This window comes from Leptolyngbya sp. ST-U4, from assembly GCF_039962215.1.
GTDB lineage: Bacteria > Cyanobacteriota > Cyanobacteriia > Elainellales > Elainellaceae > Leptolyngbya_A.
Genome location: NZ_JAMPKZ010000003.1, coordinates 273,794 through 296,189, shown reverse-complemented (window position 1 = coordinate 296,189; position 22,396 = coordinate 273,794). Strand labels below are relative to the sequence as shown.

Below are 22,396 nucleotides of genomic sequence, written 5' to 3'. Positions count from 1 at the left end.
TCCGCTAAAGTAGTCTGAGGAAAACGCAGAGGAAACTGCGGCTGGAGGCAGGAAGTATGAATAGAAAAACCTGGAAAACCGTCGGAATTTTCGCGCTGCTGGGATTGGCACTGAGCTGGGTGGTGAGTAGCTGTAGCCCCAGTCCTTCTCGATCGCCCCAAGCAGGTTCAGGGACGGCAGAAGTTGAGTTTTGGACGATGCAGCTTCAACCGCAGTTTACCGACTATTTCAATCAGCTCATTGCCCAGTTTGAGCAGAGCAATCCGGGCACGAAGGTGCGCTGGGTGGATGTGCCGTGGGCGGATATGCAGAGCAAGATTTTGACGGCGGTTTCGGCGAATACGGCTCCCGATGTGGTGAATCTGAACCCAGATTTTGCAGCGCAGCTTGCTGGACGCAATGCCTGGTTAGAGCTGGACGATCGCCTGACCGACACTGATAAACAGCAGTATTTGCCCAAGATCTGGCAGGCGAACACCCTAAACGGCAAGAGCTTTGGTATTCCCTGGTATTTGTCTACCAGCATCGCAATTTATAACCAGCAGATCATGAAGCAAGCAGGGATCAACAAGCCACCTGCAACTTATGTAGAACTGGCTGAAGCCGCGAAGCAGATTAAGGAGAAAACCGGGAAGTACGCTTTCTTTGCCACCTTTGTGCCTGAGGATTCGGGAGAGGTGTTGCAGTCGTTTGTGCAGATGGGGGCACAACTCGTAGACGATCAGGGGAAAGCGGCGTTTAATACGCCTGAAGGCAAGGCAGTGTTTCAATATTGGACGGATTTGTACAAGCAAGATTTGCTGCCCAAAGAGGCACTAACGCAGGGACACCGACGCGGGATTGAGCTATATCAGTCTGGGCAAACGGCTCTTTTGTCAACAGGCCCGCAGTTTTTGAAGACGATCGCTACCAATGCGCCTGCTGTGGCTGAAGTGTCTGCAGCTGCGCCGCAAATTACTGGAGCTACAGGCAAAAAAAGCGTTGCGGTCATGAATCTGGTAATTCCGCGCAAAACGGATCAGCCGGATGCTGCGCTCAAGTTTGCCCTGTTTGTAGCGAACGACCAGAATCAGCTTGCGTTTGCCAAAGCCGCGAACGTGTTGCCCTCGACGGTGGCAGCTCTGAAAGATAGCTATTTCACGCAGGTTCCTAGCTCTGCTCCGGCGATCGATCAGGCGCGAGCCATCAGCGCGAAACAGATGCAGGATGCAGAAGTGCTGCTTCCAAATCAAAAAGAGATTAAGGTTTTGCAAAAGATTATTTACGACAATTTGCAGGCAGCGATGCTGGGCGAAAAGTCGATCGATCAGGCAGTATCAGACGCAGCCGGAGAATGGGATCAGCGATAGGTTGCTAACCTAAGTTGAAATATCTTGATGAAGGGGGGAGGTATCATGAGATGCTTCCCTTCTCTGCTAAAGATTGCTGTACTTTCTGTACAAATTGAGCTTTACAACTGCAAAGCCGAAACTGAGTCGCTACAGTAGAGAAAGGAACCGAAAAACTGAATCTGAAGCAAACTGCTTTTACCGACAGTATTTTTATCACTATTGCGACAGAATTGAAAAGATCTGTAAAGGAATATTAATTCGAATTAATCATCTCCAAGATCTACCATTTCTAAAAAAGACGTGCTATAAGAAGGGGAAGTTGAGCAACACACTCAAACGCTTGAAGTTTCTATCAGAAATACGTTAGTTCTAATGCCATTTTCCTCATTAGTTAATACTGCCGTTTGTTCGCTAATTGATCGATAAACTTTTAGCGCAAATGACGGAGCGATCGAGATTTTGCGATAGCACTAATGCAGCTAAATCTTTGGTAATTGGGAGACGTAGCAAAGACTGATTGAGCTTTGATTGCATTGTGCTGTTAATTGAAGAAAAGGCTGAATTGGGTTAAAAGTTAACTCTAATCATGCTGTTTTTTCTAGCTCTAAGTCCTGGTAGCATCTCGGTGAAAGTGCTTTAGTTTCTTTCTAGTTTTTCGATTTATTCATTGATTAAAGTGCTGATAATAGGCGATCGCTTGAGGGTTTTCTCAGGTTAGATCCTTAAGGCAGCTTACTTTCGATTGCTTATAAAAGCGATCGGACTAAACTTTGGTCTTGTGCGAGTTCTGGTTTTTGCTTGAAGTTTGATTCGTTTCTGTTTGGCTTCGTTTTGACTTCATTAATTTGCGTTATTTCTGACTCAAGAGGTGGATTATGCAGTATTTGTTAGTTGACCTTCATCAGCGGATTGTGGGCACACTGAGCAGCGATCGTTCTTTTTCCGTGGGTGATACTTTTGAAAATCACAATGCTCAAACCTACACGATAATCGGTTTAAATTGGTTTAAGCAGCGTCCACAAACGCCTTCTTTAACCGTAATTCCGGGTTTGCTCAACCGAAAGCTGGCAAACGCTGAGAAGTAATTCGGTTTACACAGGGCATCTTTAAACGTGACTGTTTCTATATCTTTTACAATCCTTGAGGGCGGACAATTGTTCGCTCTTTTTTTTGTTCTTTATTAAATTGCTTCATAGAAAATGGGGATGAGACCGTTAGCTAATCGCTGCTGATGCCATCTGCTGCCTCGTCTAAATTGCTGGAGGTTGGGGCTGAAGCGATTCGGTAGCAGCAGGGATCGTCTTTTCGAATCGCTTCAGCAGGAGATTATGAGGGTTCAGCGATTTCGACTTGCCTTTAAGTTTCGAGATAGCTACTTGCCTGCCGCGTAAACATCTCGTAGTATCGATCGCCGTTTGCCATCAGTTCGGCGTGAGTTCCGGTTTCAAGAATTTTGCCATGCTCCAGCACGATAATCCGATCGGCAAGTTTGGCAAGGGCAAGGCGATGGCTAACGACAATGCTCATTCTGCCCTGGGCGATCGTGCGAAAGATTTGATAAATTTCATGCTCGTTTTTGGGATCGAGGGCAGCCGTGGGTTCATCAAACACCAGCAGTTCCGCCTGGGATCGCAGCAGGGAGCGGGCGATCGAAACGCGCTGCCACTGTCCGCCGGAGAGATCCACACCCTTTTCAAGCTGTTTGCCCAGGGGCGTGTCGAGTCCGTGAGCCAGTTTGTGGGTGAGCTGGGCGACTCCGGCTTCCTCCAGCACAGTTTGAATGGCGCGATCGGACTCCAGTCTGGACAAATTGCCCCAGCCGACATTTTCCCGCAGTGTTGCCGGAAAGCGAGCGTAGTCCTGCATTACCACGGCAATTTTCGATCGCAGCTCGTTCAGATCCAGGTCACGATAATCGCGATCGTTCCAGAGAATTGCGCCTGCGGTAGGGTCATAAAGGCGACAGAGCAGCTTTGCCAGGGTGGTTTTTCCGGCTCCATTTTCGCCCACCAGCGCGATCATTTCTCCACGGCCGATCGTCAGGTTGATGTCCTGTAGCGTCGGTTTTTCGCTGCCAGGATAAGCAAAACTGAGATTTTTGACCTGAATTCCGCTACCCTTGATTTCACCCGAAGAGAAGCGCGGCGATGGGGAGCTGGTCTCTTGGCAAAGCAGTCGATCGCATGACGGGACGGGTGCAGTACCGCTAATGGTTTCAGGCTGTAAATCAAGCAGTGCAAAAAAGGGACGAGTGCCCAGAGATGCATCGTACAGTCCTATGAACGCAAAGACAATAAAAGACACGCTCCTCCGCAGTTCGAGAATCAGTCCGGTAAACAGTGCCAAATCCCCAAAGGTATAGCGACGCTCCAGCACGCCGAGGATGATAAACACGTAGGGAACCGCTGCGCCAATGCCGCTGACTAATGACCAAATGAGGGTCTGGGTTGCGCCAGCCCGTCGCACTCGCTGCATTGCCCCAAAAATTTGTTCAAACAAATCGCGCCATCGCTGAAGCAAAATGGACTGTAAGGAAAATAGCCGCAGTTCTTTGGCATAGGTGTCTTCAGTTAAAACTTTGGCGTAAATTTCCATCTGGCGAGATAGAGCTGCCTGAGTTTCCTCGACGCGCCAGCTTTTATTGTGATGCTTCATATCCACGTAAAACGAGGGCGCGAACCCAATGACCAGCACGATCGGAACCCACCAAGCGATCGACGCAGACAGCAGCACTGAAGGTAAAAAGCGCAGCATCCCAATCAGCAGTTCGAGCAGCTTAAATGTAATTTCCTGAAGCTTAGACAGGCTCTTTTCCTTGGTCAGCGTGATCAGATTTAGCCGCTCTGGATTCTCAAACAGCGCAATGTCATTGAAGTTGGCCACCTTCTCGATCATCTGACCCTGAGCATAACCCTTTACCCGATCGCGCAATGCCGTAATGATATTGGTCTGAATGGGCTGAAGCGAATCAACAGCAATGTTAAACACAATCGTAACCACGATCGCCGTCAGTAAAAGCTGATTGTTCAGCAGAATTGGGAGCGAATTTCCGGTCACATTTGCGGCTAGCAAACCGGTGACTTCATCGATTACGACTTTGCCAAAATAAAGGGCGATCGATGGGCCTGCCCCCAACACCAAATTCAATAGCAATAAGTTGATAATTTCTCGCGGAGCCGATCGCAGTACAAGGGCTACACTGCGGCGCAGAACTTGTCCCACAGGCATTTCAGCAGATTGTTCTTGGGGCATTGCTTTCGTAAATTGAGCAAATCGCATCGGTAAACAGAGTTCTTTTACAAAAGGGTGAAATGAAGCTCATTTCGACCGATCAATACACCCGACCAGAATGGGCGAAGCGAGCAATTTGAGTCAAAGACAAGACTTTTGAAACATCCTTCAGAGACGATCGCGTAGACGCAGCGGAAAGGGCGATCGGTGAACCGCCCCTAGCAAATCGATTAACTTTTGAACCCTTTTGAACCAATCACACTAAGCGGCAAGAATAAACAGCACCAGCACGATCAGCGTTAACAGCATCAGCAGAGTCGGCAGGAAGCTTTTTTCTTTCGGCTTAGACAGGTCGCGCTGAAAGCTGCATGAAAGGCAAACAAACTTGTCGGCGTTGCGCTGATAAAGCGTTTGTTTTGAGCATTGCGGACATTCAGAGAAGCGTGTTGGTTCGTCGGGGTAGGAGTAAATATATTCTCGACGAGCGGGAGGCAAGCGACGATCGTTCATAGGAACCTCCGGGGATTGAAGGGGGCTGAAAAAATGAGTCGGTAAGGAAGCGAGGCGCGATCGATCTTGAAAACCAGCAGTAGAGACAACAAGCCAATGAGGATGAATTACGGAAGCTGTATTACACGAAACTACATGATAATACAGATCTTCTGAATTCCAGCTGAATCTCTTCTGGTCCGATCCAGTCATTCTGCTTCTAAAATCGACAAGGGAACGCAGGAGGGCACAACGCATGAAAATTGGCTTGGTGGGAACCGGACTGATGGGTTTGCCAATGGTGGAGCGACTGCGGACTGCCGGAGAATTTGTCACCGCATGGAACCGCACAGCCAGCAAATTGCAGCCGCTCAAAGATGCAGGAGCGGAACTTGCCTCCTCGGCAGCCGAACTGCTGCGATCGTCTGAATTAATCTTGCTGATGCTGACCGATGCCCCGGCAATTCACGAAGTTTTGCTGGTCGAAGAATGCCGCTCTTTGCTTGCCGATCGCACCGTGATCCAGATGGGAACGATTGCACCGCAGGAAAGCCGCGATTTGCACGATGAGATACGGCGATCGGGTGGATTTTATCTGGAGGCTCCGGTGCTGGGCAGTATTCCAGAAGCAAAAGCCGGGACGCTTCAGGTGATGGTCGGCAGTACGCCGGAACAGTTTGAGCAGTGGTCGCCGATTTTGCGTCAGTTGGGCATGCCGCGCTACGTCGGGGAAGTTGGCTCGGCGGCTGCGCTAAAGCTGGCACTGAATCAGCTTATTGCCGCGTTAACGACTGCTTTTTCGCTCAGTCTGGGTTTCGTGCAGCGGCAGAATGTACCGATCGACACCTTTATGCAGGTGTTACGCCAGAGCGCGCTATATGCGCCTACCTTTGACAAGAAACTTCAGCGCATGATCGATCGCGATTTTGCCAACCCCAACTTTCCCACCAGACATTTGCTCAAAGATGCCAATCTGTTTTTGCAGGAAGCCCGCAATCTCGGCTTGCAGGTGGATAGTTTAGCAGGCATTCAGCACATCATAGAGATTGCCTGCACCGAAGGGTTAGCCGACGCAGACTATTCCGCTTTGTTTGCCGCCGTGAATCCTGAAGCAGGGAATCCTGAAGCAGGGAATCCTGAAGCGGGGAATCCTGAATGTTCCTGACTCGTGAATGCCTATGACTTCTTCTCCCCAATCTCCTCAATATACAGTCAGCGTTTGGGAAGGCATCGCCATTACGGCGGGAGCTGTTCTTCTGGTTGCAGTCGGTTTAGCAGGGCTGGGCGTTAAAGCTCTGAACAATGCGTTTGATCCGCGTCGGGCACAGGCAACGGCTCAAAGCATTGCTGATTATCAAATTGCGGGCGGTTCGAGGGGCGTTTTCGGCACAAATCTGGGCGGCGGCAAACTGGCAGTGATGAATAGCTTATCTCCCGTTGCTCTGCCTGCCCTGCCCGCCGGAACTAATGCGCCACCCCAAACTGAACTCTTTCTGGCAAGAATTCCGATTACTGAAGGCGCAACTGATCCCAGTTCTGAAGAGGATATCACTGGGGATAGCAGCGTTTTTCTCTCAGGATTTTCTTTTTCCTATCAGGATGTGGACACGTTTCAAATTCACAGTGCCCGAACGGAAAATCGGCTTCTCTGCGGCACAAGTGTTCCCGTCACGATTCAGACTGGACATTTAACCGTAGCAGCAGGTGCACCCTCGATTCCGGCTGTGCGCTATCAGGGGGAAGCCAACTTCAAAGCGCATACCTATATTGCGATCGTCTCTGCTTTAGGCGAACGGGCAGAAGATCGGGCGATCGAGGTTTTTGATTCACTGCGTTGCCGATAGCATCATGTTCTCACTGGATGCCCTGAGCAATTATTTTTCGCTGGAAGGCAGGAAGAAAGACTCCGCTTCCTGCATGAGGAAATCTAGCTCCTCAGGATTGCTGGCTTGGCTGCTGAAGTCTCTGCCGTCTGAGGATTTCAGCGTGATTTCCAGCATTCGATTTTCAAACAGTCGATCGCGCAAAAAATCGAGTACCTGCATAAGATAGGGCAATCGCACTTCGGCTTCCAGCACCGCCGGCAAAAAGCCACTAATATTGCGCGGCATCATTCCGATCGGCATTTCGGGGGCAACTTTCACCGCAACCAGGGTGACATCCTGCACCCCTTCCCGATTTCTAAGCTGGGGCAAAACCTGCTCGATCTCGGCATAGAGCTTTCGATCGCCCAACTCACGATCCCGAAGGGCGATGCGCATCCGAACTGCCACCTGCACTCGATTAAAGAGAGCGTTCGCCATGAATGCCACCTAAGACGAATAATCTCGATATTGTAGGAGGCTGTTGTCGAATTCGCGTCCCTCAAGAGGCGGTTTTAGTGAAGAACCCTGGTTTGATGATCAGCGTTTTTGGGCTATTCGACCCGGACTTTCAAATTGTTGTCCACGTTATCGTATCCGGTGATAAATCCATTTTTTAGCTCGATTTTGCTGTTGCCATAGCTCAGCGTTTCGGTACAGCTAGGGTCGTCTAGCTCCACATGGGTGGGTGTGCCCTGAATGCGGAACAGGTCCTCCCGCATCGAGTTCATCGTCCAGTAGGGCTGGTTAGAAGTCTGTCCAACGGGAAGGGTCTGCACGTACAGGTTATTACTGAAGTTGCGATAGCCGGTAACGCGATTATCAGTTAGCTCGATGGTGCTATTGCTGTAGTAGAGCAGTTCTTTTTTGGAGTATTCGTATTGAGTCACACGCGAGGGGGTTCCCTGCACAGCAAAAACTTCTTCCTTGGTAGAACCCAATCCCCAGAAGGAAGCGGCTTTTTTGAATGAATGGTCGGGCTGCGCGGTTACTCTCAAGTTGCGATCGAAGTCTTCATAGCGGATGACTACCCCATTTCGCAGCTCAACCGCACTTTTGCCGTAGCGCAGCACTTCTTTGCACATCGAGTCATAGCGATCGGTCGAGGAAGGTTTACCCTGAATGCCAATCACTTCGGCTCGGCGCGATCCCGCTGACCACAGACCCTCCCCTGGAGCGGTTTGAGTTGATTCTTCGGCTTTGCGCTGAGCATACTGCAAATTGCGCTCGTACTGCGGAATCCGCGATTGAGCAACGTCATATCGAGCATAAGACATCGGAACCTGACGCATCAGGTCAATCGCTTCTTGCCACCACTTGGCAACTATCTTCCATTCTTCGACGGAATTTGCCTGCTGCGTGAGTTCAGATGCGCTCACTGCCCGATTGACTGCCCATCGAAACGGCTCTGCCTGGGCTGCGGCAAAACTGCGGCTACTGCCTAATCGAAGATCTTGCGTGGCAACGACGATCGCAAACCCAACGCTTGCTCCCATCAAAGCAATTCCTAATACAGGCGATAGCAGCCTTCTGCCCGGCAACCTGCGTCGTGGCGGGGGTGGAGGAGGGACCTGACCTAAAAATTCCATCTCATAGTAAAGATTCCGTTTGTCCCTGCTGTTTTTGCCGTGAGCGTCGCGTCGGTTTTTCATGCTGGTTTCCGGCGATACACGTGATGGTTGAAACACCAATAGTATAGGTGCGAATCTGCTAAAGTAAATATTTTTAAACCCGAATCCTTGAAAATTTACGTAATTTTGCCCTCGCCATACTGGTGCAGCCAGTGATTCAACAGTTCAGCAGCCGTAGTGCGCTGATAGCGATCGGGTAATTGGGGGGAACTCACGACAGTTCTGCACAAAGTTTTAACATGATATCCACAGATCTGCTGTGGTGCCCGCCACAAATCCAGGTGACGTACAGCCGGATCGGCATAAAAGCTATCGCCACCGCTGCCCAGTAATGCCGAACTCCAGTGAGTAAAGGCATCATGGCTCAGCCGATGAATCGGGAAATTGCCCCAGAGCGGCACCCCCCAGCCATCGATCGCAATCACAGCTTTGACCGTTCCCCCTGCTGCCTGCCACTGCTGCGCAGCCCCGATCGCCGCAACGACCCCCGCACTAAACCCGATAAACACCAGTGAATTGACATTTTGATGTATTTTTTCGGACTGTCGGATGCGAAGCTGCTGCTGCAAAAAAGCGAACATATGCAGACCGGAATAGGGCGGGTAGCGATCGGCAGGGTAAATCAGCTCTTGAGGAGAACACACTTCACCAGAACTGCGTCCGATGCTCGTTCGTCCTAACCCTTTCAGGAAGCCGATCGTCAGCTCAGGCGGATGATATCCCGGACAAATTACGATCGTCATGCTTGGTTTTTCTGATTGCCGGATTTTTGAAGCAGCACTGTTAGGGCAGCACTGACAGCATTATCGCCGAATTGCATTATGGCAAATTGCATTATTACCGAATTGCCCGCCTTAGCCCGTGCCAAATCAGTCCTGCAACAATTAACCCCAACCCAGCTTGCCAAACGATCGGCTCCACCCAAAACGCCAGCAGCAGACAGGACAATAAGCCCACGATCGACACCCAAGCAGGATAGAGCCTTTCTGCAACCGGAAGCCGTAGAGCTGCCCCGTTGGTAATGGCGTAATAAATGAGAACGCTGAACGCACTAAACGACCAGGTGGTTTTCACGTTGCCCACCAGCACCAATAGCCCGATCGCCCCACTTACCCCAAAAACTGCCCAGGTTGGAGTTGCCTGTGTTCGGTTGAGCTGAGCAAAGCAATGTGGCATATCCGATCGCCGTCCCATTGCCAGCAGCACCCGCGATAGCCCCAAAATCAGATTGAGCAGCACGCCCAGCATTGCCGTCATTGCGCCGATCGCTAACACCAGCGAACCGCCGGCTCCCGCGACCTGACGGATTGCCGCTTCCAAGGGAGCTGTGCCGCTTAGCCCACCGACGCCCACTGCCCCAATTCCAACGGTGGCGATCGTGCTATAGAGCAGCAGAGTGAGTCCGAGACACACAAGCATTGCTTTCGGAATCGTCTGGCGCGGGTTTCGAGCTTCTTCGCCCATCGTGGCAATTCTGCCGTATCCGGTGTATGCCACAAACATGAGGGCACTCGCTTCCAGCACGCCCGTAGGCGATGTCGTGAAAAAAGGCACCAGGTTCTGTGAGCCGTTCTGCACCGCAAACGGCAAACAAGCAAGTACAAAAAAGCCGAGTGCCAGCAGCGTTACTGCCACAATTACCGTATTCGCTGCATTTGATCGCTTAATGCCCTTCAGCACGATCGCGGTGAGCGTTACGACGGCAATCAGGGCGATCGTCACGAGCGGCACAGCATTACCGCCGAGGTCACGTCCGAGCAGGTTCAGCAAATATCCTGCAAACCCCAGCGCCGCCGTTGCCGCCGAAGCTGCCTTTGCCACCAAAAACATCCAACCTGCTGTGAAGCCGAGCCAGGGTGTGAGATAACGATAGCCATATTCATAGGTTCCACCGCTGACTGGATGACTGGCTGCAAGCTGGGCACTGCTCAACCCATTGCAAATTGCGACGATCGCCCCAATTAAAACTGCCAAAATCACCGCAGGCCCGGCTAAGTTCGCCCCAATGCCAATGCTGACAAAAACCCCTGTGCCGACGATCGATCCTAGCCCCATAAGGGTCGCCCCTAAAACTCCGAGTTCGCGTTTAAGTTGGGGTTGGGGGGCAGCAGTAGACATTTTTGCTTCAGGTCAAACTCCAGGCTCGGGTCAGTTTGGGAATGGGGCGATCGCCCCCATCATGGCAAATCTCGTGTCTCAAACCATGTCATTCAAGCTACATCTTGTCAGTGACATCCTGCGACCTGCTTTGAGTTTCATCACGTTGTCAAATCTCCTGCTTCAGGAGGAGGGAGGGGCAATGGACAACTTTTCCCACTCCTCAAACAACCTGTAACTCGCTGCGGCTGAAATTCTGCACTCAAGATTTTGTACTTAGCAGAGCCAACCACAGAACGGGCAGCAAAGAAAACTTTACATTTGCTGCATAATTTCACAAAACAAATTTATAGCCGTCCAAAGGAATTTCAGAAAAAATTAATGTATTCTTTCCGTAGATGTAGTCCGACTTTCTGTATTTCTTCTATGCTTGGTATCTATGTTTAGAACGGATACTCGATACGGACATAGACAAACTTTGATAAGGATACGGAAAGCAACAGAAACTCTGTGGGGCTGAGTTAATTCACTGCTTATAACGCTGGGAATTTGATCGCTGTGAATTCCATCACAGGGCTAAACAGAGTTAAAGGCTTTAATAAAGGGCAGTCGAAAGTTCACTTCAGCTTAATTTGTTTGTCACACGCCATCGTTATCTTACTTATACGATTAAGCGACTTCAAACGATTGCATTGAGCGAAGACTGAAAGACCCACCAGCTAAATAGATCATGACCTTGGGTAACTGCGGACAGGCAGTTGTTTTGGGTAATTGTTGCAGGTAGCTATTGCAGGTAACTATTGCTCTCTCCACAACACAGTCGTCGCTTCGCTTTTCGCTTAATTTCCAACGCTGAACTTCAAGTTGAACTTCAAGATGTTGCTTAGCCCATTTCCAGGAGGTGAGTTTTACGAATGAATCCAACGAAATACTCCCGATTTATTCGATTTCTACAGGAGGATTTGGCCCTGTCTGCGGCTTCAATCGCGATCGCAATGCGCTATCGTGAGCAAGATCCTGGACCTCTGCCGATGATCCTCTGGCAATATGGCTTGGTAACGCTAGAACAGCTCGATCGCATTTTTGACTGGCTCGAAACAGCGCAGCCCTAAAACGGCTCCGGCTCTTCAGATTGCTCCCCGGAATTGCGCTAGCACTGAGGAACTTTTTGGGCATGCCGCCGATCGAAGCAGAAACGTGGAGCAGTCGAAAAATATCTCAACCGATTGCCCCGATCATTAACCTGATCATTAAAAATGCGAGCAAAACTGTTTTGGGCAGGAATCGGTGTAGTAAGCTGGATTTTTCTTGGAATGATCCTGAGCTTGATTGGGGGTTCGGTCATCGGTTTCAGTCAGATTGATGGCTTGATCAGGTTTGGTGCAGCGATCGGGCTAGCCATTGGTTTGTTTTATAGCGGTGCGGCGTTGCTGACTGCGTTATTGGTGCATTCCCGTCGCGTAATGCCCTGGATGATTAGCAGCTCCCTTGCCTGCGCGATCGTGTGTTTCTTTATAGCCATTGGGCTGGGCGGTTATCCCAAACACACTCAAGCAGATCTAAGTTTTCTCTTGATCGCGCCAGTTAGTATCGCGCTTGGGGGACTGTTGGGAAGTGGGCTGGGTGTGGCGTTTTGGCGATCGAGGATGGGTGTTTAGAAGGTTTGAAACGCGTTTGAAACGCATTTAAGGTGCTACATCGCCTCCTAAAAATGACGCATCCGCAAGCTCACATGGCAGAATTTAGAAAGTGAAACGCCGTGATTCCTCAGAATTTCCAATGACTGCAACGATTTCCACCCTCGCTAGCCAGTATGACCCGTTTGCCACTGAAGCCAAGTGGCAGAAATCCTGGGAAGAGAATCAGGTCTTTAAAGCAGACCCCGATCGCGGCGGTACGCCTTACTGTATCGTGATTCCGCCGCCAAATGTGACGGGCAGCTTGCACATGGGGCACGCCTTCGACAATACCCTGATGGATGTGCTGGTGCGGTATCACCGCATGCGGGGTTTCAATACGCTGTGGCTACCGGGAACGGATCACGCCAGTATTGCCGTAAGTGCGATTCTAGACAAAGAGCTGCGATCGCAGGGCAAAACCCGCTTTGATGTGGGACGCGAGGCATTTCTGGAGCGCGCCTGGGAATGGAAAGCAGAGTCAGGCGGCACGATCGTCGGTCAGCTTAGAAGTCTGGGCGTGTCGGTAGACTGGACTCGCGAACGGTTCACAATGGACGAGGGGCTGTCTGAGGCAGTCGTAGAGGCATTCAAGCGGCTGTACAGCGAAGGATTGATTTACCGGGGCAAGTATCTGGTGAACTGGTGTCCTGCCACCCAGTCGGCGGTGTCTGACCTGGAAGTAGAAAATAAAGAAGTGCAGGGCAACCTCTGGCATTTCCGCTATCCGCTCAGCGATGGGTCAGGCTACCTGGAAGTCGCTACCACCCGCCCAGAAACGATGCTGGGGGATACAGCCGTGGCAGTGAACCCCGAAGACGATCGCTACAAGCATTGGGTGGGCAAAACGATTCGCCTGCCGATTATGAATCGGGAAATTCCCATCATTGCCGATGAATACGTCGATTCCAGCTTTGGCACGGGCTGCGTCAAAGTCACGCCTGCCCATGACCCAAACGACTTTGAGATGGGAATGCGGCACAATCTAGAGTTTATCAACATTCTTAATAAAGACGGTACGCTGAACGAAAACGCCGGAGACTTCCAGGGACAGGATCGGTTTGTGGCGCGCAAGAATGTGGTCAAACGGCTAGAGGAAGAAGGTTTCCTGGTCAAAATCGAAGACTACAAACACACCGTTCCCTACAGCGATCGCGGTAAAGTGCCGATCGAGCCGCTGCTCTCAACCCAGTGGTTTGTCAAAATTCGTCCTTTAGCCGATCAGGCGCTGGACTTCCTGAATAACCAAGACGAGCCGATTTTCGTGCCGGAACGCTGGACAAAGGTGTATCGCGACTGGCTGGTGAATCTGAAGGACTGGTGTATCTCGCGCCAGCTCTGGTGGGGACATCAGATTCCGGCTTGGTATGCAGTCAGTGAAACTAATGGCGAAATCGCAGACAATACACCGTTTGTAGTCGCAGTGAACGAAGCAGAAGCCCGATCGCTGGCAGTAGCCCAATTCGGGGAAGAGGTGCAGCTTCAGCGCGACCCAGATGTGCTGGATACCTGGTTTTCGTCGGGTTTATGGCCCTTCTCCACAATGGGCTGGCCCCACGACACAAAAGATCTGGAGTTCTACTACCCCACTTCCACCCTTGTTACCGGATTCGACATTATCTTTTTCTGGGTTGCCCGGATGACGATGATGGCGGGACACTTCACCGGGAAGATGCCGTTTAAGCACGTCTATATCCACGGGCTGGTGCTGGACGAAAACGGCGAAAAGATGTCCAAATCGAAGAACAATGGCATCGATCCGCTGATTCTGGTTCGCAAATACGGCACAGACGCGCTGCGCTATACCTTGGTCAAAGCCGTTGCTGGAGCCGGACAGGACATTCGCCTGGAATACAACCGCAAGACTGATGAATCCGTCTCGGTGGAAGCTTCGCGCAACTTCACGAATAAGCTGTGGAATGCCTCCCGGTTTGTGATGATGAACCTGGACGGACAAACGCCGGATCAGCTTGGCTTCCCAATTTTGGATGAGCTGGAACTGAGCGATCGCTGGCTCTTGTCCCGCTATCATCAAGTGATCCGCCAGACCGCAAACGATATCGATCAGTTTGGCTTGGGCGAAGCGGCGAAAGGGCTATATGAGTTTATCTGGGGCGACTTCTGCGACTGGTATATCGAGTTGGTCAAGTCGCGTCTGCAAGATCAGGATTCCGCTTCCCGAAAAGTAGCGCAGCAGGTTCTTGCCCACGTTCTCGAAGGGACACTGCGATTGCTGCATCCGTTTATGCCCCACATTACCGAGGAAGTCTGGCATACGCTGACTCAATCGGGCGATGACCAGTACCTTGCGCTTCAGGTATACCCAACGCTGGACGAATCGCTGATCAATCCCGACCTGGAGCAGCAGTTTGACCTGATCATCGAAACCATTCGCACGGTGCGAAATCTGCGCGCTGAGGCAGACATCAAGCCCGGAGTCAAAGTCACAACCGTCTTCCAGACAGAGAACGATCGCGAACGAGAAATTCTCACCGCTGCCCAGCCCTACATTCAAGATTTGGCAAAGGTCGAGCAGCTTAATATCCTGAAGCCTGAACCTGCGCCGATTATTTCCACAAAAACCTCAGCTCTGGCTCCGATTGCAAAACCGTCGAAGGCAAAACCAGAACGCACGCCTCGCCAAAAATACACGCGGGCTGCGGTGAATATCGGGGTACTCTTCGCCCTCTTTGTTGCAGCAAAGGTGCTTTATGCCGTTGTAAGTGAGATTAATAGCCTGCCGCTGCTGCCTACTCTGTTCACGCTGATTGGTTTAGGTCGTAGCGCATGGTTTGCCTATCAGAATCTCTTGTTTGCTGAGAACCGACAGGCACTCGGAGATAACCTACAAGCCTTTACTAAAGAGGTATTTGGTCAGTTTGAAGATGTAGTAGACGCGATCGTGGATGTGGAAGCCGAAGCTACTCCCCTGACATTACCCGCAGCAGGTCAAACCGAGGGTCAAACGATCGTAGGGGTGGTGGGAACAGTGCAGGTTTCGATTCCGCTAGCGGGCGTGGTCGATGTCGAGGCACTGCGATCGAAGCTGCAAAAAGACTTGAACAAAGCCGAAGCTGAGATTGCGTCTCTGTCTCAACGATTGAGCAATCCCAAATTTGTTGATAAAGCTCCGGCAGATGTGGTGCAGGGTGCAAGAAACGCGCTGGCAGAAGCGGAGACTCAGGCGCAGATTTTGCGCGATCGGCTGAATCAGCTCTAGCAATTCATCAAATCCTAATCTGCCCTACGGCAGAGGATCATCTAATCCATAATGATAAAAAGATATACTCTTTCCAGAACGGGTTCACCCTTGCAGGAATGATGCACTTGGCTCAGGTGACACAAAAAGATACAGAGGGCAGGATGCAGCTTCGCCTCCTGGCTCAACAAAAAGCTGAACACGCTTGGGCATTGCTTGACGACGCGGAAAATCGCCTCTGGATCGAGCAGGCAGATTACAACGAGGGTGCGCTGGTGCTGGTTGAGCTTTCCCCCCTGCGGCAAATTCAGCAGATTCAAGACGCGACCCACTGGATACTTGCCCTGGTTGAGCAATATCTGACGGTGGGAATGACCCCCGTGCTGTTGCAGGAAGAAGTGCAGCGAGCGGAACAGTGGCGGCAGTCGCTCACGCTAAAAAGCCAGGAGCTCGGTCGCCGTGCCCTAGAAATTGAGGCGCGTCGCGATCAGATTCAGGAGCTTGAAGAAAATCTGAAAATTGAAAAGGAAAAGCTAGAGCAAATGGCAGCTCAGGTTCGAGCCAATCTAAACGGAAAACCCTGCCCACCGCCGGAGCCGGAATCTTAGCTTTGAACGCTATCCGATCGCTGCCAGTGCTGCATTTCTTCTGAAACAAAGTAGCTCACCAAATCGCGATACATCTTTTCGATCGCGTCTGCACTCAGTCCTTCTGTTTCTGCCCAGACTCGTCGATCTACCAGCATTGCCTCTAGCCGCTCTGGTGCTTTGACGCTAGTTTCGCTGGTCTTAAACTAAGCAGCTGCCTTCACATAGGCAAAGCGTTGACCGAGAAGCGCGACGATTTGGCGATCGATGCGATCGATTTCCGATCGAATTTCTGCCATGTTGGTACATTCGTCGGGAGTTTTCATGCAGTGGAAATTGGGGATAGAGGCAGCAATCTAACGGGCAACCGCAGGCAAAGCCCGTTGCTCAGGCAGTTCCGTCGGGGTTGAACTCTCTGGTAACTCTCGACCATTCAGCAATAGCTCTCGAATCATCCGGGCTGCCACCCGCTGACCCAATCCGCCGATGATTTCCTGTCCCATGCCTCGCGCTTCCGGCTTTGCCAGCAAACGGGGGACGATCGGCAAAAGCTGAGCTGGATCAAATCCGGGTGTGCTTCGCAGCAGGTCAATTACCCGCGCTAGGTGTTCAGCATTACCGGGGATTTCCAGCTTTTTGGGCTGTTTGGTCTGGAGCCCGACCCACGATCGCAGATTGTTTGTGACCTGATCGATCGCGCTGCGTCCAGCCGTATCAACGTTGTTGATAATCTCAGTCACCAGGAACTCGCGAATAAACTCGCCCCGTTCTGAGAAGATAAACTCAACCGCCTGATTTAGAGCAAAGTTAATATCGTAGTCCTGGCTATCGCGAGCGTTTCGCAGTAGGTTTTCTAAGCGATTCCAGCGAAAGGTTCCATCTTTAAATAACAAGCCTTGCAGCGAGTTACGCAATTGCGGAGCCGGATCGGTGAGGAGCCGCTTTGACACATAGGGATACGCTTTGCTCAGCACCTTGAAATTCGGATCGACGTTAATTGCAATCCCTTCTAGGGTTACCAGCGATCGAATAATCAGCGCGTAGTAGGCTGGAACCCGGAACGGATATTCATACATCAATGCCGAGAGTTTATCTGTAATGCTCTTGATATTAATCTCGGCAACGCTTGCGCCCAGCGCTTCATTAAAAACAGCAGCAAAAGCAGGGATGATCGGCGTCAGGTCAGTATCGGGCGTGAGAAACTCCAGATTGACGTAATCCTGCGCCAGCGCGTCAAAATCACGATTTACCAGGTGGACGATCGCCTCGATCAAGCCATATCGCTGCGGCGGCATTACCTCGCTCATCATGCCAAAATCGAGATAGGCGAGTTTGCCTTCAGGAGTCGCCAGCAGGTTTCCGGGATGCGGGTCGGCATGGAAAAAACCATGCTCTAGCAGCTGCCGGAGCGAACACTGTACGCCTACATCAACGAGATAGCTGGCATCAATGCCCTGTGCCCGAATTTCTTGAAGCTGAGTGAGTTTTGTGCCCGTAATCCATTCCATTGTCAGCACGCGCCGCTGAGTGTAGTGCCAGTAGATTCGAGGGACATAAATATCGGGCAGATTGCCGTAGAGCTGAGCAAACCGCTCTGCGTTGCGTCCTTCCTGGGTGTAGTCCATCTCCTCGAAGATGCGTGCACCAAACTCGTCGGCAATGGCAACCAGGTCACTGCGAATCCGCTTAAAGGTTCTGCCTGCCCAGGCGGCAAGCTGACGCAGAATGTAGAGATCCAGCGTGATTTGCTGTGCTAATCCGGGACGCTGCACCTTCACTGCAACGGTTTCACCGCTCTTGAGTTTGCCTTTATACACCTGTCCCAGAGAGGCAGCCGCAAGAGGTTTTTCAGACAGCTCCGCATAGATATTTTCGGGACGATCGCCTAACTCTTCCTGGATAAACTGAAACGCGATTTCATTCGGGAAAGGCGGCAACTGATCCTGTAAACGAGTCAGCTCTTCCAGATACGCGGGCGGAACCAGATCAGGACGGGTTGAGAGTGCCTGCCCTACTTTAATGTATGCCGGACCAAGATAAGTCAAGATTTCTCGCAGCCGTACTGCGCGCCTATGCTGATTGCGCTCGCCCTTTCCCCTTTGCCGATCCCACCATAGCGACAGCGCAAATCCAAAAAACGACCAGAAGATCGCTAGCAGTCGCCCGACCACCTGAAACGGACGGCGACCGTAGTAAGCAGCGATCGCGAGTGGGTCGTATTGTTGGGCTTCCATGGCGTTTGGCTGAACTGATTTCAGATGCTCTTGAGGAGCCGGAAACAGTTCGCTTTCAACGACAAGACCAGAAGCAGCGTTCGCGTTCGGTGAAGAAGGAAGGGTTTGCATGGGAGATTGTCTCAAGAAGACAGATTAATAGCGTAACAATCTGCTTTAGGCAGAGCCGTCCACCCTCTGAGCGACTTTCGGAGCGACTTTAGAATCGGGGGAAGCTTCAGCGATCGGCGGAGGCTTAGACTGCAACGGCTAATGTAAAGTATTGTAACCCTACCCTTTGTTGAATTTGAAATTTAACCAGGCGATAAATCCGCACCTGACCGTATTCGGTTGTAGACACTGGGTTGACTGATCTCTACTGGATAAAGCGAATAGGGTAAAGCGGGTAAAGAATGTTAAGCCTTGCAAATCTGATAGATGACAGAAACGGGGCTTGGGGCTAAGTTTTTAGAAGAGAGTAATTCAAATGTTCTCTATCAGGTATCCGCTCCAGAGTTAGTCCCACTACACTGGTAGTAGCTGCTTGAAAAAAGCGATTTGAAATCTTGCATTTCCAGGTCAAAGCGAATTTTGCTCCATGCTGATCTCCCTTCAGATTGAAAATTTTGCCTTGGTTGACCAGTTAGACCTGGAGTTTGGCACAGGGCTAAACGTCCTGACTGGAGAAACCGGGGCGGGAAAGTCGATTATTTTAGATGCACTCGATGCGGCTTTAGGCGGCAAAGTGACCAGCCGAGCAGTTCGAACTGGGGCTGAACGAGCGACGATCGAAGCCACCTTTGACCTCGACCCTGCCTTAATTCACTGGCTCTCTGAGCAGCAGATCGAGCTGGTAGACGATATGACGCTGGTGTGCAGCCGCGAACTTACCGCTAACCGGGGAAACGTCCGCAGCCGTTCCAGGGTGAATGGGGTGCTGGTCAACAAACAGCAAATGGAATCCCTGCGCGAGCGACTGCTGGAAATTACTGCCCAGGGGCAAACGCTTCAGTTAGGGCAGACTGCCATTCAGCGCGATTGGCTCGACGGCTTTGGCGGCAGTGCGGTCATTGAGCAGCGCGATCGCGTCAGCAAACTCTACGCCTCCACCCAGCAGGCACTGCAAACCCTCGAAAAGAAACGCCAGTTTGAGCAGCAGCGGCTTCAGCAGCTCGATTTGTTTGAATACCAGGCGAAAGAACTGCGATCGGCAAATCTGCATGACCCCGACGAACTGACTCAGCTTCAGCAAGAGCATCAGCGGCTCGGCCACGCTGTCGAACTTCAGCAGCAGAGCTATCAGGTGTATCAAGCACTTTACCAGAACGATCGCGGCTCCCATGCCTGCGCCGATCTGCTAGGTGAAGCAGAGCATACCCTGACGGACATGATTCGCTACGACGAGCAGCTTCAGCCGATTCTAGACATGGTGCTGGAGGCAATGGCGCAGGTCGAAGAAGCCGGACGGCAGATTAACGCCTACGGCGAGAGCCTGGAAACTGACCCAGAGCGGCTGCAAGAAGTCGAAGAACGCATTGCCCAGCTCAAGCAAATTTGCCGCAAATACGGTCCGACCCTGGCAGAAGCGATCGCCTATAGCGAAAGTTTGCAAAAGCAGCTCGAAGACCTGACCGGAGGCGCGCAGTCCGTTGAGGAGCTAGAGCAGATTTACCAAGAGCAACTCGCTGCCCTCACTGAAGCCTGTGCCCAGCTCACCACCCTGAGACAAAAAGCCGCTCAGAATCTAGAAGCCTTGCTGGTGCACGAGTTAAAGCCGCTGGCAATGGACAAAGTGCAGTTTAACGTCGGGATCGATTCGGTTGCGCCGAGTGCTTTTGGAGCCGATCGCATCACCTTCCGATTCAGCCCTAACCCTGGCGAACCGCTGCAACCCCTAGCAGAGACTGCCTCTGGTGGAGAAATGAGCCGCTTCCTTCTCGCGCTAAAAGCCTGTTTCTCACAGGTAGACTCGGTGGGATCAATGGTGTTTGACGAAATCGATGTGGGCGTGTCGGGACGGGTCACGCAGGCGATCGCCGAAAAGTTGCACCAGTTGAGCCAGCGGCACCAGATACTTTGTGTGACTCACCAGCCGATCGTTGCTGCAATGGCAGACCACCACTATCGTGTTGCCAAAGAAGTGATTGATTCGGCAGGCGAAGGCACTCCGGCAAAGCGCAAGCGCGGCAAAGGCAAAGCGGCTGAAGCTGATCCTGAGCCAACGGAAGTTTCCCCCAAAGACGAACTCCGAACCGTGGTGCGGGTGATTCCGCTGAACGAGCAGCAGCGACGGGAAGAACTGGCACAGCTTGCAGGCGGCAAATCCGACCAGAAAGCGATCGAGTTTGCAGACTCTCTGCTGGACGAAGCGGCAAAAGCAAGACTCGCTCATCTGCCTCAGTTGACTAAAACTGCCGCCAAATCTGCCTCCCGCAGTAAAACGGCGCGTCTGCCTCGCTAGTGAGAACCGCTTCTGCAGAAAGGCAAGCACTAGCGCAAGCTGGGAAAACCAAGTCTGATTCGGCTTTCAAAGTCCCTCAGGCTTAGGAATTTAGGAGGCAATCTCAAACTCTCGTCCCTGCTCAAACCGCCTCTGACAGAGCGTGTTAATCCTTCTTAATTCTTAGCTCTTAGTCTTGATCGATCGCGAGATAATAGAAATCGACCTGATTTGCGCTCAATCCCCCGTGGGTTATGAGCAGGAGTTTGAAGTGTTGACGGTTTGAGACATCAGGCACAGCAAAGCAATTTTGAAGTAACCCTTGCGTAACTCAACGCAATTACCGTAGCCTACAGGATGATTCTGTCAGAACTGCTGCGAAGCTGACAAAACAGTAGGCAAACAAGTGCCACGCTTAAAAGTTCAAGTTATTTCGGTCTTACGGTGAAATTATGACGTTTTGTGAATACAGACCGGGGTTGGAGGGAATTCCTGCGACGCAGTCCAGCATTAGCTTTGTGGATGGTCAGCGCGGAATTTTAGAGTACCGGGGCATCAACATCGAAGAGTTAGCACAGCATAGCACCTTTCTAGAAACGTCCTATCTGTTGATCTACGGCAGCCTGCCCTCTCAGGAAGAACTTGCCGAGTTTGAGCATGAGATTCGCTTTCACCGACGGCTGAAATACCGCATTCGCGACATGATGAAGTGTTTCCCGGAGAGCGGTCATCCGATGGATGCGCTTCAGGCTTGCGCGGCAGCACTGGGCCTGTTTTATTCTCGGCGTGCACTCGACAACCCGGATTATATTCGGGCAGCGGTAGTGCGGCTGCTGGCAAAAATTCCCACTATGGTGGCTGCCTTTCAAATGATGCGGAAGGGCAACGACCCGATCCAGCCCCGCGACGACCTGGACTATGCCGCCAATTTTCTCTATATGCTGAACGAGCAGGAACCGGACCCGCTCGCCGCCCGAATCTTTGATATTTGTCTGACCTTACACGCCGAACACACGATCAATGCTTCTACCTTTTCGGCAATGGTCACGGCTTCCACGCTGACCGATCCTTATGCTGTGATCGCCTCCGCAGTGGGAACGCTGGCAGGTCCGCTCCACGGCGGCGCAAACGAAGAAGTGATCGAAATGTTAGAAGAAATCGGCTCGATCGAAAACGTAGAGCCTTACCTGGAAAGCTGCATTCAGCGCAAAGCTAAGATTATGGGTTTCGGGCACCGAGTTTATAAAGTGAAAGACCCTCGCGCCACAATTTTGCAGGAGCTAGCAGAGCAGCTTTTCGAGAAGTTTGGACGCGACCACTATTACGATATTGCGATCACCCTAGAAAAAGCCGTCGAAGAACGCCTGGGACACAAAGGTATTTATCCCAACGTAGACTTTTACTCGGGTCTGGTATATCGCAAAATGGGCATTCCCACCGACCTGTTTACGCCCGTGTTTGCGATCGCCCGTGTTGCTGGCTGGTTGGCACACTGGAAAGAGCAGCTCAACGAAAACCGCATTTTCCGCCCAACTCAAATCTATACGGGAATGCGGGGTACGCCCTATGTGCCGATTGAAAAGCGTCAGTCCGAGCAGGATCAGCAGCTCTTAAATCTCGTGACCGGATAATTTCAGGGT

General features: G+C 51.5%; 17 protein-coding genes and 1 pseudogene. 10 read left to right on the top strand and 8 right to left on the bottom strand.

Annotation, left to right across the window (positions count from 1 at the left end):
- Positions 1-56 precede the first annotated feature (56 nt).
- Together NDA02_RS08670 and NDA02_RS08665 are read left to right on the top strand one after the other, a co-directional pair.
- On the top strand, positions 57-1,349 hold the full coding sequence (locus tag NDA02_RS08670) for a sugar ABC transporter substrate-binding protein (RefSeq protein WP_190793445.1): 1,293 nt from the start codon (positions 57-59) through the stop codon (positions 1,347-1,349).
- 857 nt (positions 1,350-2,206) lie between these two features.
- Positions 2,207-2,416, top strand: a complete 210-nt coding sequence (locus NDA02_RS08665) for a hypothetical protein (protein ID WP_190793446.1) — start codon at positions 2,207-2,209, stop codon at positions 2,414-2,416.
- A gap of 271 nt (positions 2,417-2,687) precedes the next feature.
- On the opposite strand, the gene NDA02_RS08660 is transcribed toward NDA02_RS08665, so the two are convergent.
- Entirely contained in the window at positions 2,688-4,583 is a 1,896-nt protein-coding gene (locus tag NDA02_RS08660; protein ID WP_242067493.1) for an ABC transporter ATP-binding protein, read from the bottom strand.
- A gap of 240 nt (positions 4,584-4,823) precedes the next feature.
- Positions 4,824-5,072: a hypothetical protein gene (locus NDA02_RS08655; protein ID WP_190793447.1), complete on the bottom strand. Its 249-nt coding sequence runs from the start codon at positions 5,070-5,072 to the stop codon at positions 4,824-4,826.
- A gap of 193 nt (positions 5,073-5,265) precedes the next feature.
- Between NDA02_RS08655 and NDA02_RS08650 the strand changes: the two genes are divergently transcribed.
- Both NDA02_RS08650 and NDA02_RS08645 read left to right on the top strand, forming a co-directional pair.
- The gene (locus tag NDA02_RS08650) at positions 5,266-6,216 is read left to right on the top strand and encodes an NAD(P)-dependent oxidoreductase (RefSeq protein ID WP_277879243.1); all 951 of its coding nucleotides are present in this window, start codon (positions 5,266-5,268) and stop codon (positions 6,214-6,216) included.
- Between the two features lie 13 nt (positions 6,217-6,229).
- Positions 6,230-6,895: a hypothetical protein gene (locus NDA02_RS08645; protein ID WP_190793449.1), complete on the top strand. Its 666-nt coding sequence runs from the start codon at positions 6,230-6,232 to the stop codon at positions 6,893-6,895.
- A 30-nt stretch (positions 6,896-6,925) separates the two neighbouring features.
- Here NDA02_RS08645 and NDA02_RS08640 read toward each other — a convergent pair whose 3' ends face one another.
- The 4 genes from NDA02_RS08640 to NDA02_RS08625 form a co-directional block, all read right to left on the bottom strand.
- Positions 6,926-7,354 (bottom strand): hypothetical protein, encoded by a 429-nt coding sequence (locus NDA02_RS08640; RefSeq protein WP_190793450.1) that lies wholly within the window; start codon positions 7,352-7,354, stop codon positions 6,926-6,928.
- Positions 7,355-7,467: 113 nt separating this feature from the next.
- A complete protein-coding gene (locus tag NDA02_RS08635) occupies positions 7,468-8,565 on the bottom strand; it encodes a hypothetical protein (protein ID WP_190793451.1) in 1,098 nt (365 codons plus the stop codon).
- A 95-nt stretch (positions 8,566-8,660) separates the two neighbouring features.
- The gene (locus NDA02_RS08630; protein ID WP_190793452.1) at positions 8,661-9,287 is read right to left on the bottom strand and encodes a hypothetical protein; all 627 of its coding nucleotides are present in this window, start codon (positions 9,285-9,287) and stop codon (positions 8,661-8,663) included.
- A 94-nt stretch (positions 9,288-9,381) separates the two neighbouring features.
- Entirely contained in the window at positions 9,382-10,662 is a 1,281-nt protein-coding gene (locus NDA02_RS08625; RefSeq protein ID WP_190793453.1) for an amino acid permease, read from the bottom strand.
- Between the two features lie 893 nt (positions 10,663-11,555).
- Between NDA02_RS08625 and NDA02_RS08620 the strand changes: the two genes are divergently transcribed.
- The 4 genes from NDA02_RS08620 to NDA02_RS08605 all read left to right on the top strand — a co-directional run bounded on the left by NDA02_RS08620 (position 11,556) and on the right by NDA02_RS08605 (position 16,124).
- A complete protein-coding gene (locus tag NDA02_RS08620) occupies positions 11,556-11,753 on the top strand; it encodes a DUF2949 domain-containing protein (protein ID WP_190793454.1) in 198 nt (65 codons plus the stop codon).
- 144 nt (positions 11,754-11,897) lie between these two features.
- Positions 11,898-12,299 carry a hypothetical protein gene (locus NDA02_RS08615; protein ID WP_190793455.1) on the top strand — a complete coding sequence of 134 codons (402 nt, stop codon included), beginning with the start codon at positions 11,898-11,900 and terminating at the stop codon, positions 12,297-12,299.
- Between the two features lie 121 nt (positions 12,300-12,420).
- Complete coding sequence (locus tag NDA02_RS08610) at positions 12,421-15,537, top strand: valine--tRNA ligase (RefSeq protein WP_190793456.1); 3,117 nt, start codon at positions 12,421-12,423, stop codon at positions 15,535-15,537.
- 98 nt (positions 15,538-15,635) lie between these two features.
- Entirely contained in the window at positions 15,636-16,124 is a 489-nt protein-coding gene (locus tag NDA02_RS08605) for a hypothetical protein (protein ID WP_190793457.1), read from the top strand.
- On the opposite strand, the pseudogene NDA02_RS08600 reads toward NDA02_RS08605, so the two are convergent.
- Together NDA02_RS08600 and NDA02_RS08595 are read right to left on the bottom strand one after the other, a co-directional pair.
- A pseudogene (locus NDA02_RS08600) lies at positions 16,121-16,429 on the bottom strand (isochorismate lyase). The gene NDA02_RS08605 and the pseudogene NDA02_RS08600 sit on opposite strands and share 4 nt — an antisense overlap.
- A 30-nt stretch (positions 16,430-16,459) precedes the next feature.
- Positions 16,460-18,448 carry an AarF/ABC1/UbiB kinase family protein gene (locus tag NDA02_RS08595; protein WP_190793459.1) on the bottom strand — a complete coding sequence of 663 codons (1,989 nt, stop codon included), beginning with the start codon at positions 18,446-18,448 and terminating at the stop codon, positions 16,460-16,462.
- Between the two features lie 466 nt (positions 18,449-18,914).
- On the opposite strand from NDA02_RS08595, the gene recN reads away from it, so the two are divergent.
- Together recN and NDA02_RS08585 are read left to right on the top strand one after the other, a co-directional pair.
- Positions 18,915-20,777 (top strand): DNA repair protein RecN, encoded by a 1,863-nt coding sequence (recN, locus tag NDA02_RS08590; protein ID WP_348254798.1) that lies wholly within the window; start codon positions 18,915-18,917, stop codon positions 20,775-20,777.
- Between the two features lie 431 nt (positions 20,778-21,208).
- Complete coding sequence (locus NDA02_RS08585; protein ID WP_190793461.1) at positions 21,209-22,387, top strand: citrate synthase; 1,179 nt, start codon at positions 21,209-21,211, stop codon at positions 22,385-22,387.
- Positions 22,388-22,396: the final 9 nt, after the last annotated feature.

Bases quoted from the DNA above. Each gene is read 5' to 3' on its own strand.
- NDA02_RS08660 (WP_242067493.1), bottom strand. From the start codon at position 4,583: ATGCCCCAAGAACAATCTGCTGAAATGCCTGTGGGACAAGTTCTGCGC.
- NDA02_RS08585 (WP_190793461.1), top strand. From the start codon at position 21,209: ATGACGTTTTGTGAATACAGACCGGGGTTGGAGGGAATTCCTGCGACG.
- NDA02_RS08655 (WP_190793447.1), bottom strand. From the start codon at position 5,072: ATGAACGATCGTCGCTTGCCTCCCGCTCGTCGAGAATATATTTACTCC.
- NDA02_RS08645 (WP_190793449.1), top strand. From the start codon at position 6,230: ATGACTTCTTCTCCCCAATCTCCTCAATATACAGTCAGCGTTTGGGAA.
- recN (WP_348254798.1), top strand. From the start codon at position 18,915: ATGCTGATCTCCCTTCAGATTGAAAATTTTGCCTTGGTTGACCAGTTA.
- NDA02_RS08635 (WP_190793451.1), bottom strand. From the start codon at position 8,565: ATGAAAAACCGACGCGACGCTCACGGCAAAAACAGCAGGGACAAACGG.
- NDA02_RS08670 (WP_190793445.1), top strand. From the start codon at position 57: ATGAATAGAAAAACCTGGAAAACCGTCGGAATTTTCGCGCTGCTGGGA.
- NDA02_RS08620 (WP_190793454.1), top strand. From the start codon at position 11,556: ATGAATCCAACGAAATACTCCCGATTTATTCGATTTCTACAGGAGGAT.
- NDA02_RS08610 (WP_190793456.1), top strand. From the start codon at position 12,421: ATGACTGCAACGATTTCCACCCTCGCTAGCCAGTATGACCCGTTTGCC.
- NDA02_RS08665 (WP_190793446.1), top strand. From the start codon at position 2,207: ATGCAGTATTTGTTAGTTGACCTTCATCAGCGGATTGTGGGCACACTG.
- NDA02_RS08625 (WP_190793453.1), bottom strand. From the start codon at position 10,662: ATGTCTACTGCTGCCCCCCAACCCCAACTTAAACGCGAACTCGGAGTT.
- NDA02_RS08630 (WP_190793452.1), bottom strand. From the start codon at position 9,287: ATGACGATCGTAATTTGTCCGGGATATCATCCGCCTGAGCTGACGATC.
- NDA02_RS08595 (WP_190793459.1), bottom strand. From the start codon at position 18,448: ATGCAAACCCTTCCTTCTTCACCGAACGCGAACGCTGCTTCTGGTCTT.
- NDA02_RS08615 (WP_190793455.1), top strand. From the start codon at position 11,898: ATGCGAGCAAAACTGTTTTGGGCAGGAATCGGTGTAGTAAGCTGGATT.
- NDA02_RS08605 (WP_190793457.1), top strand. From the start codon at position 15,636: ATGATGCACTTGGCTCAGGTGACACAAAAAGATACAGAGGGCAGGATG.
- NDA02_RS08640 (WP_190793450.1), bottom strand. From the start codon at position 7,354: ATGGCGAACGCTCTCTTTAATCGAGTGCAGGTGGCAGTTCGGATGCGC.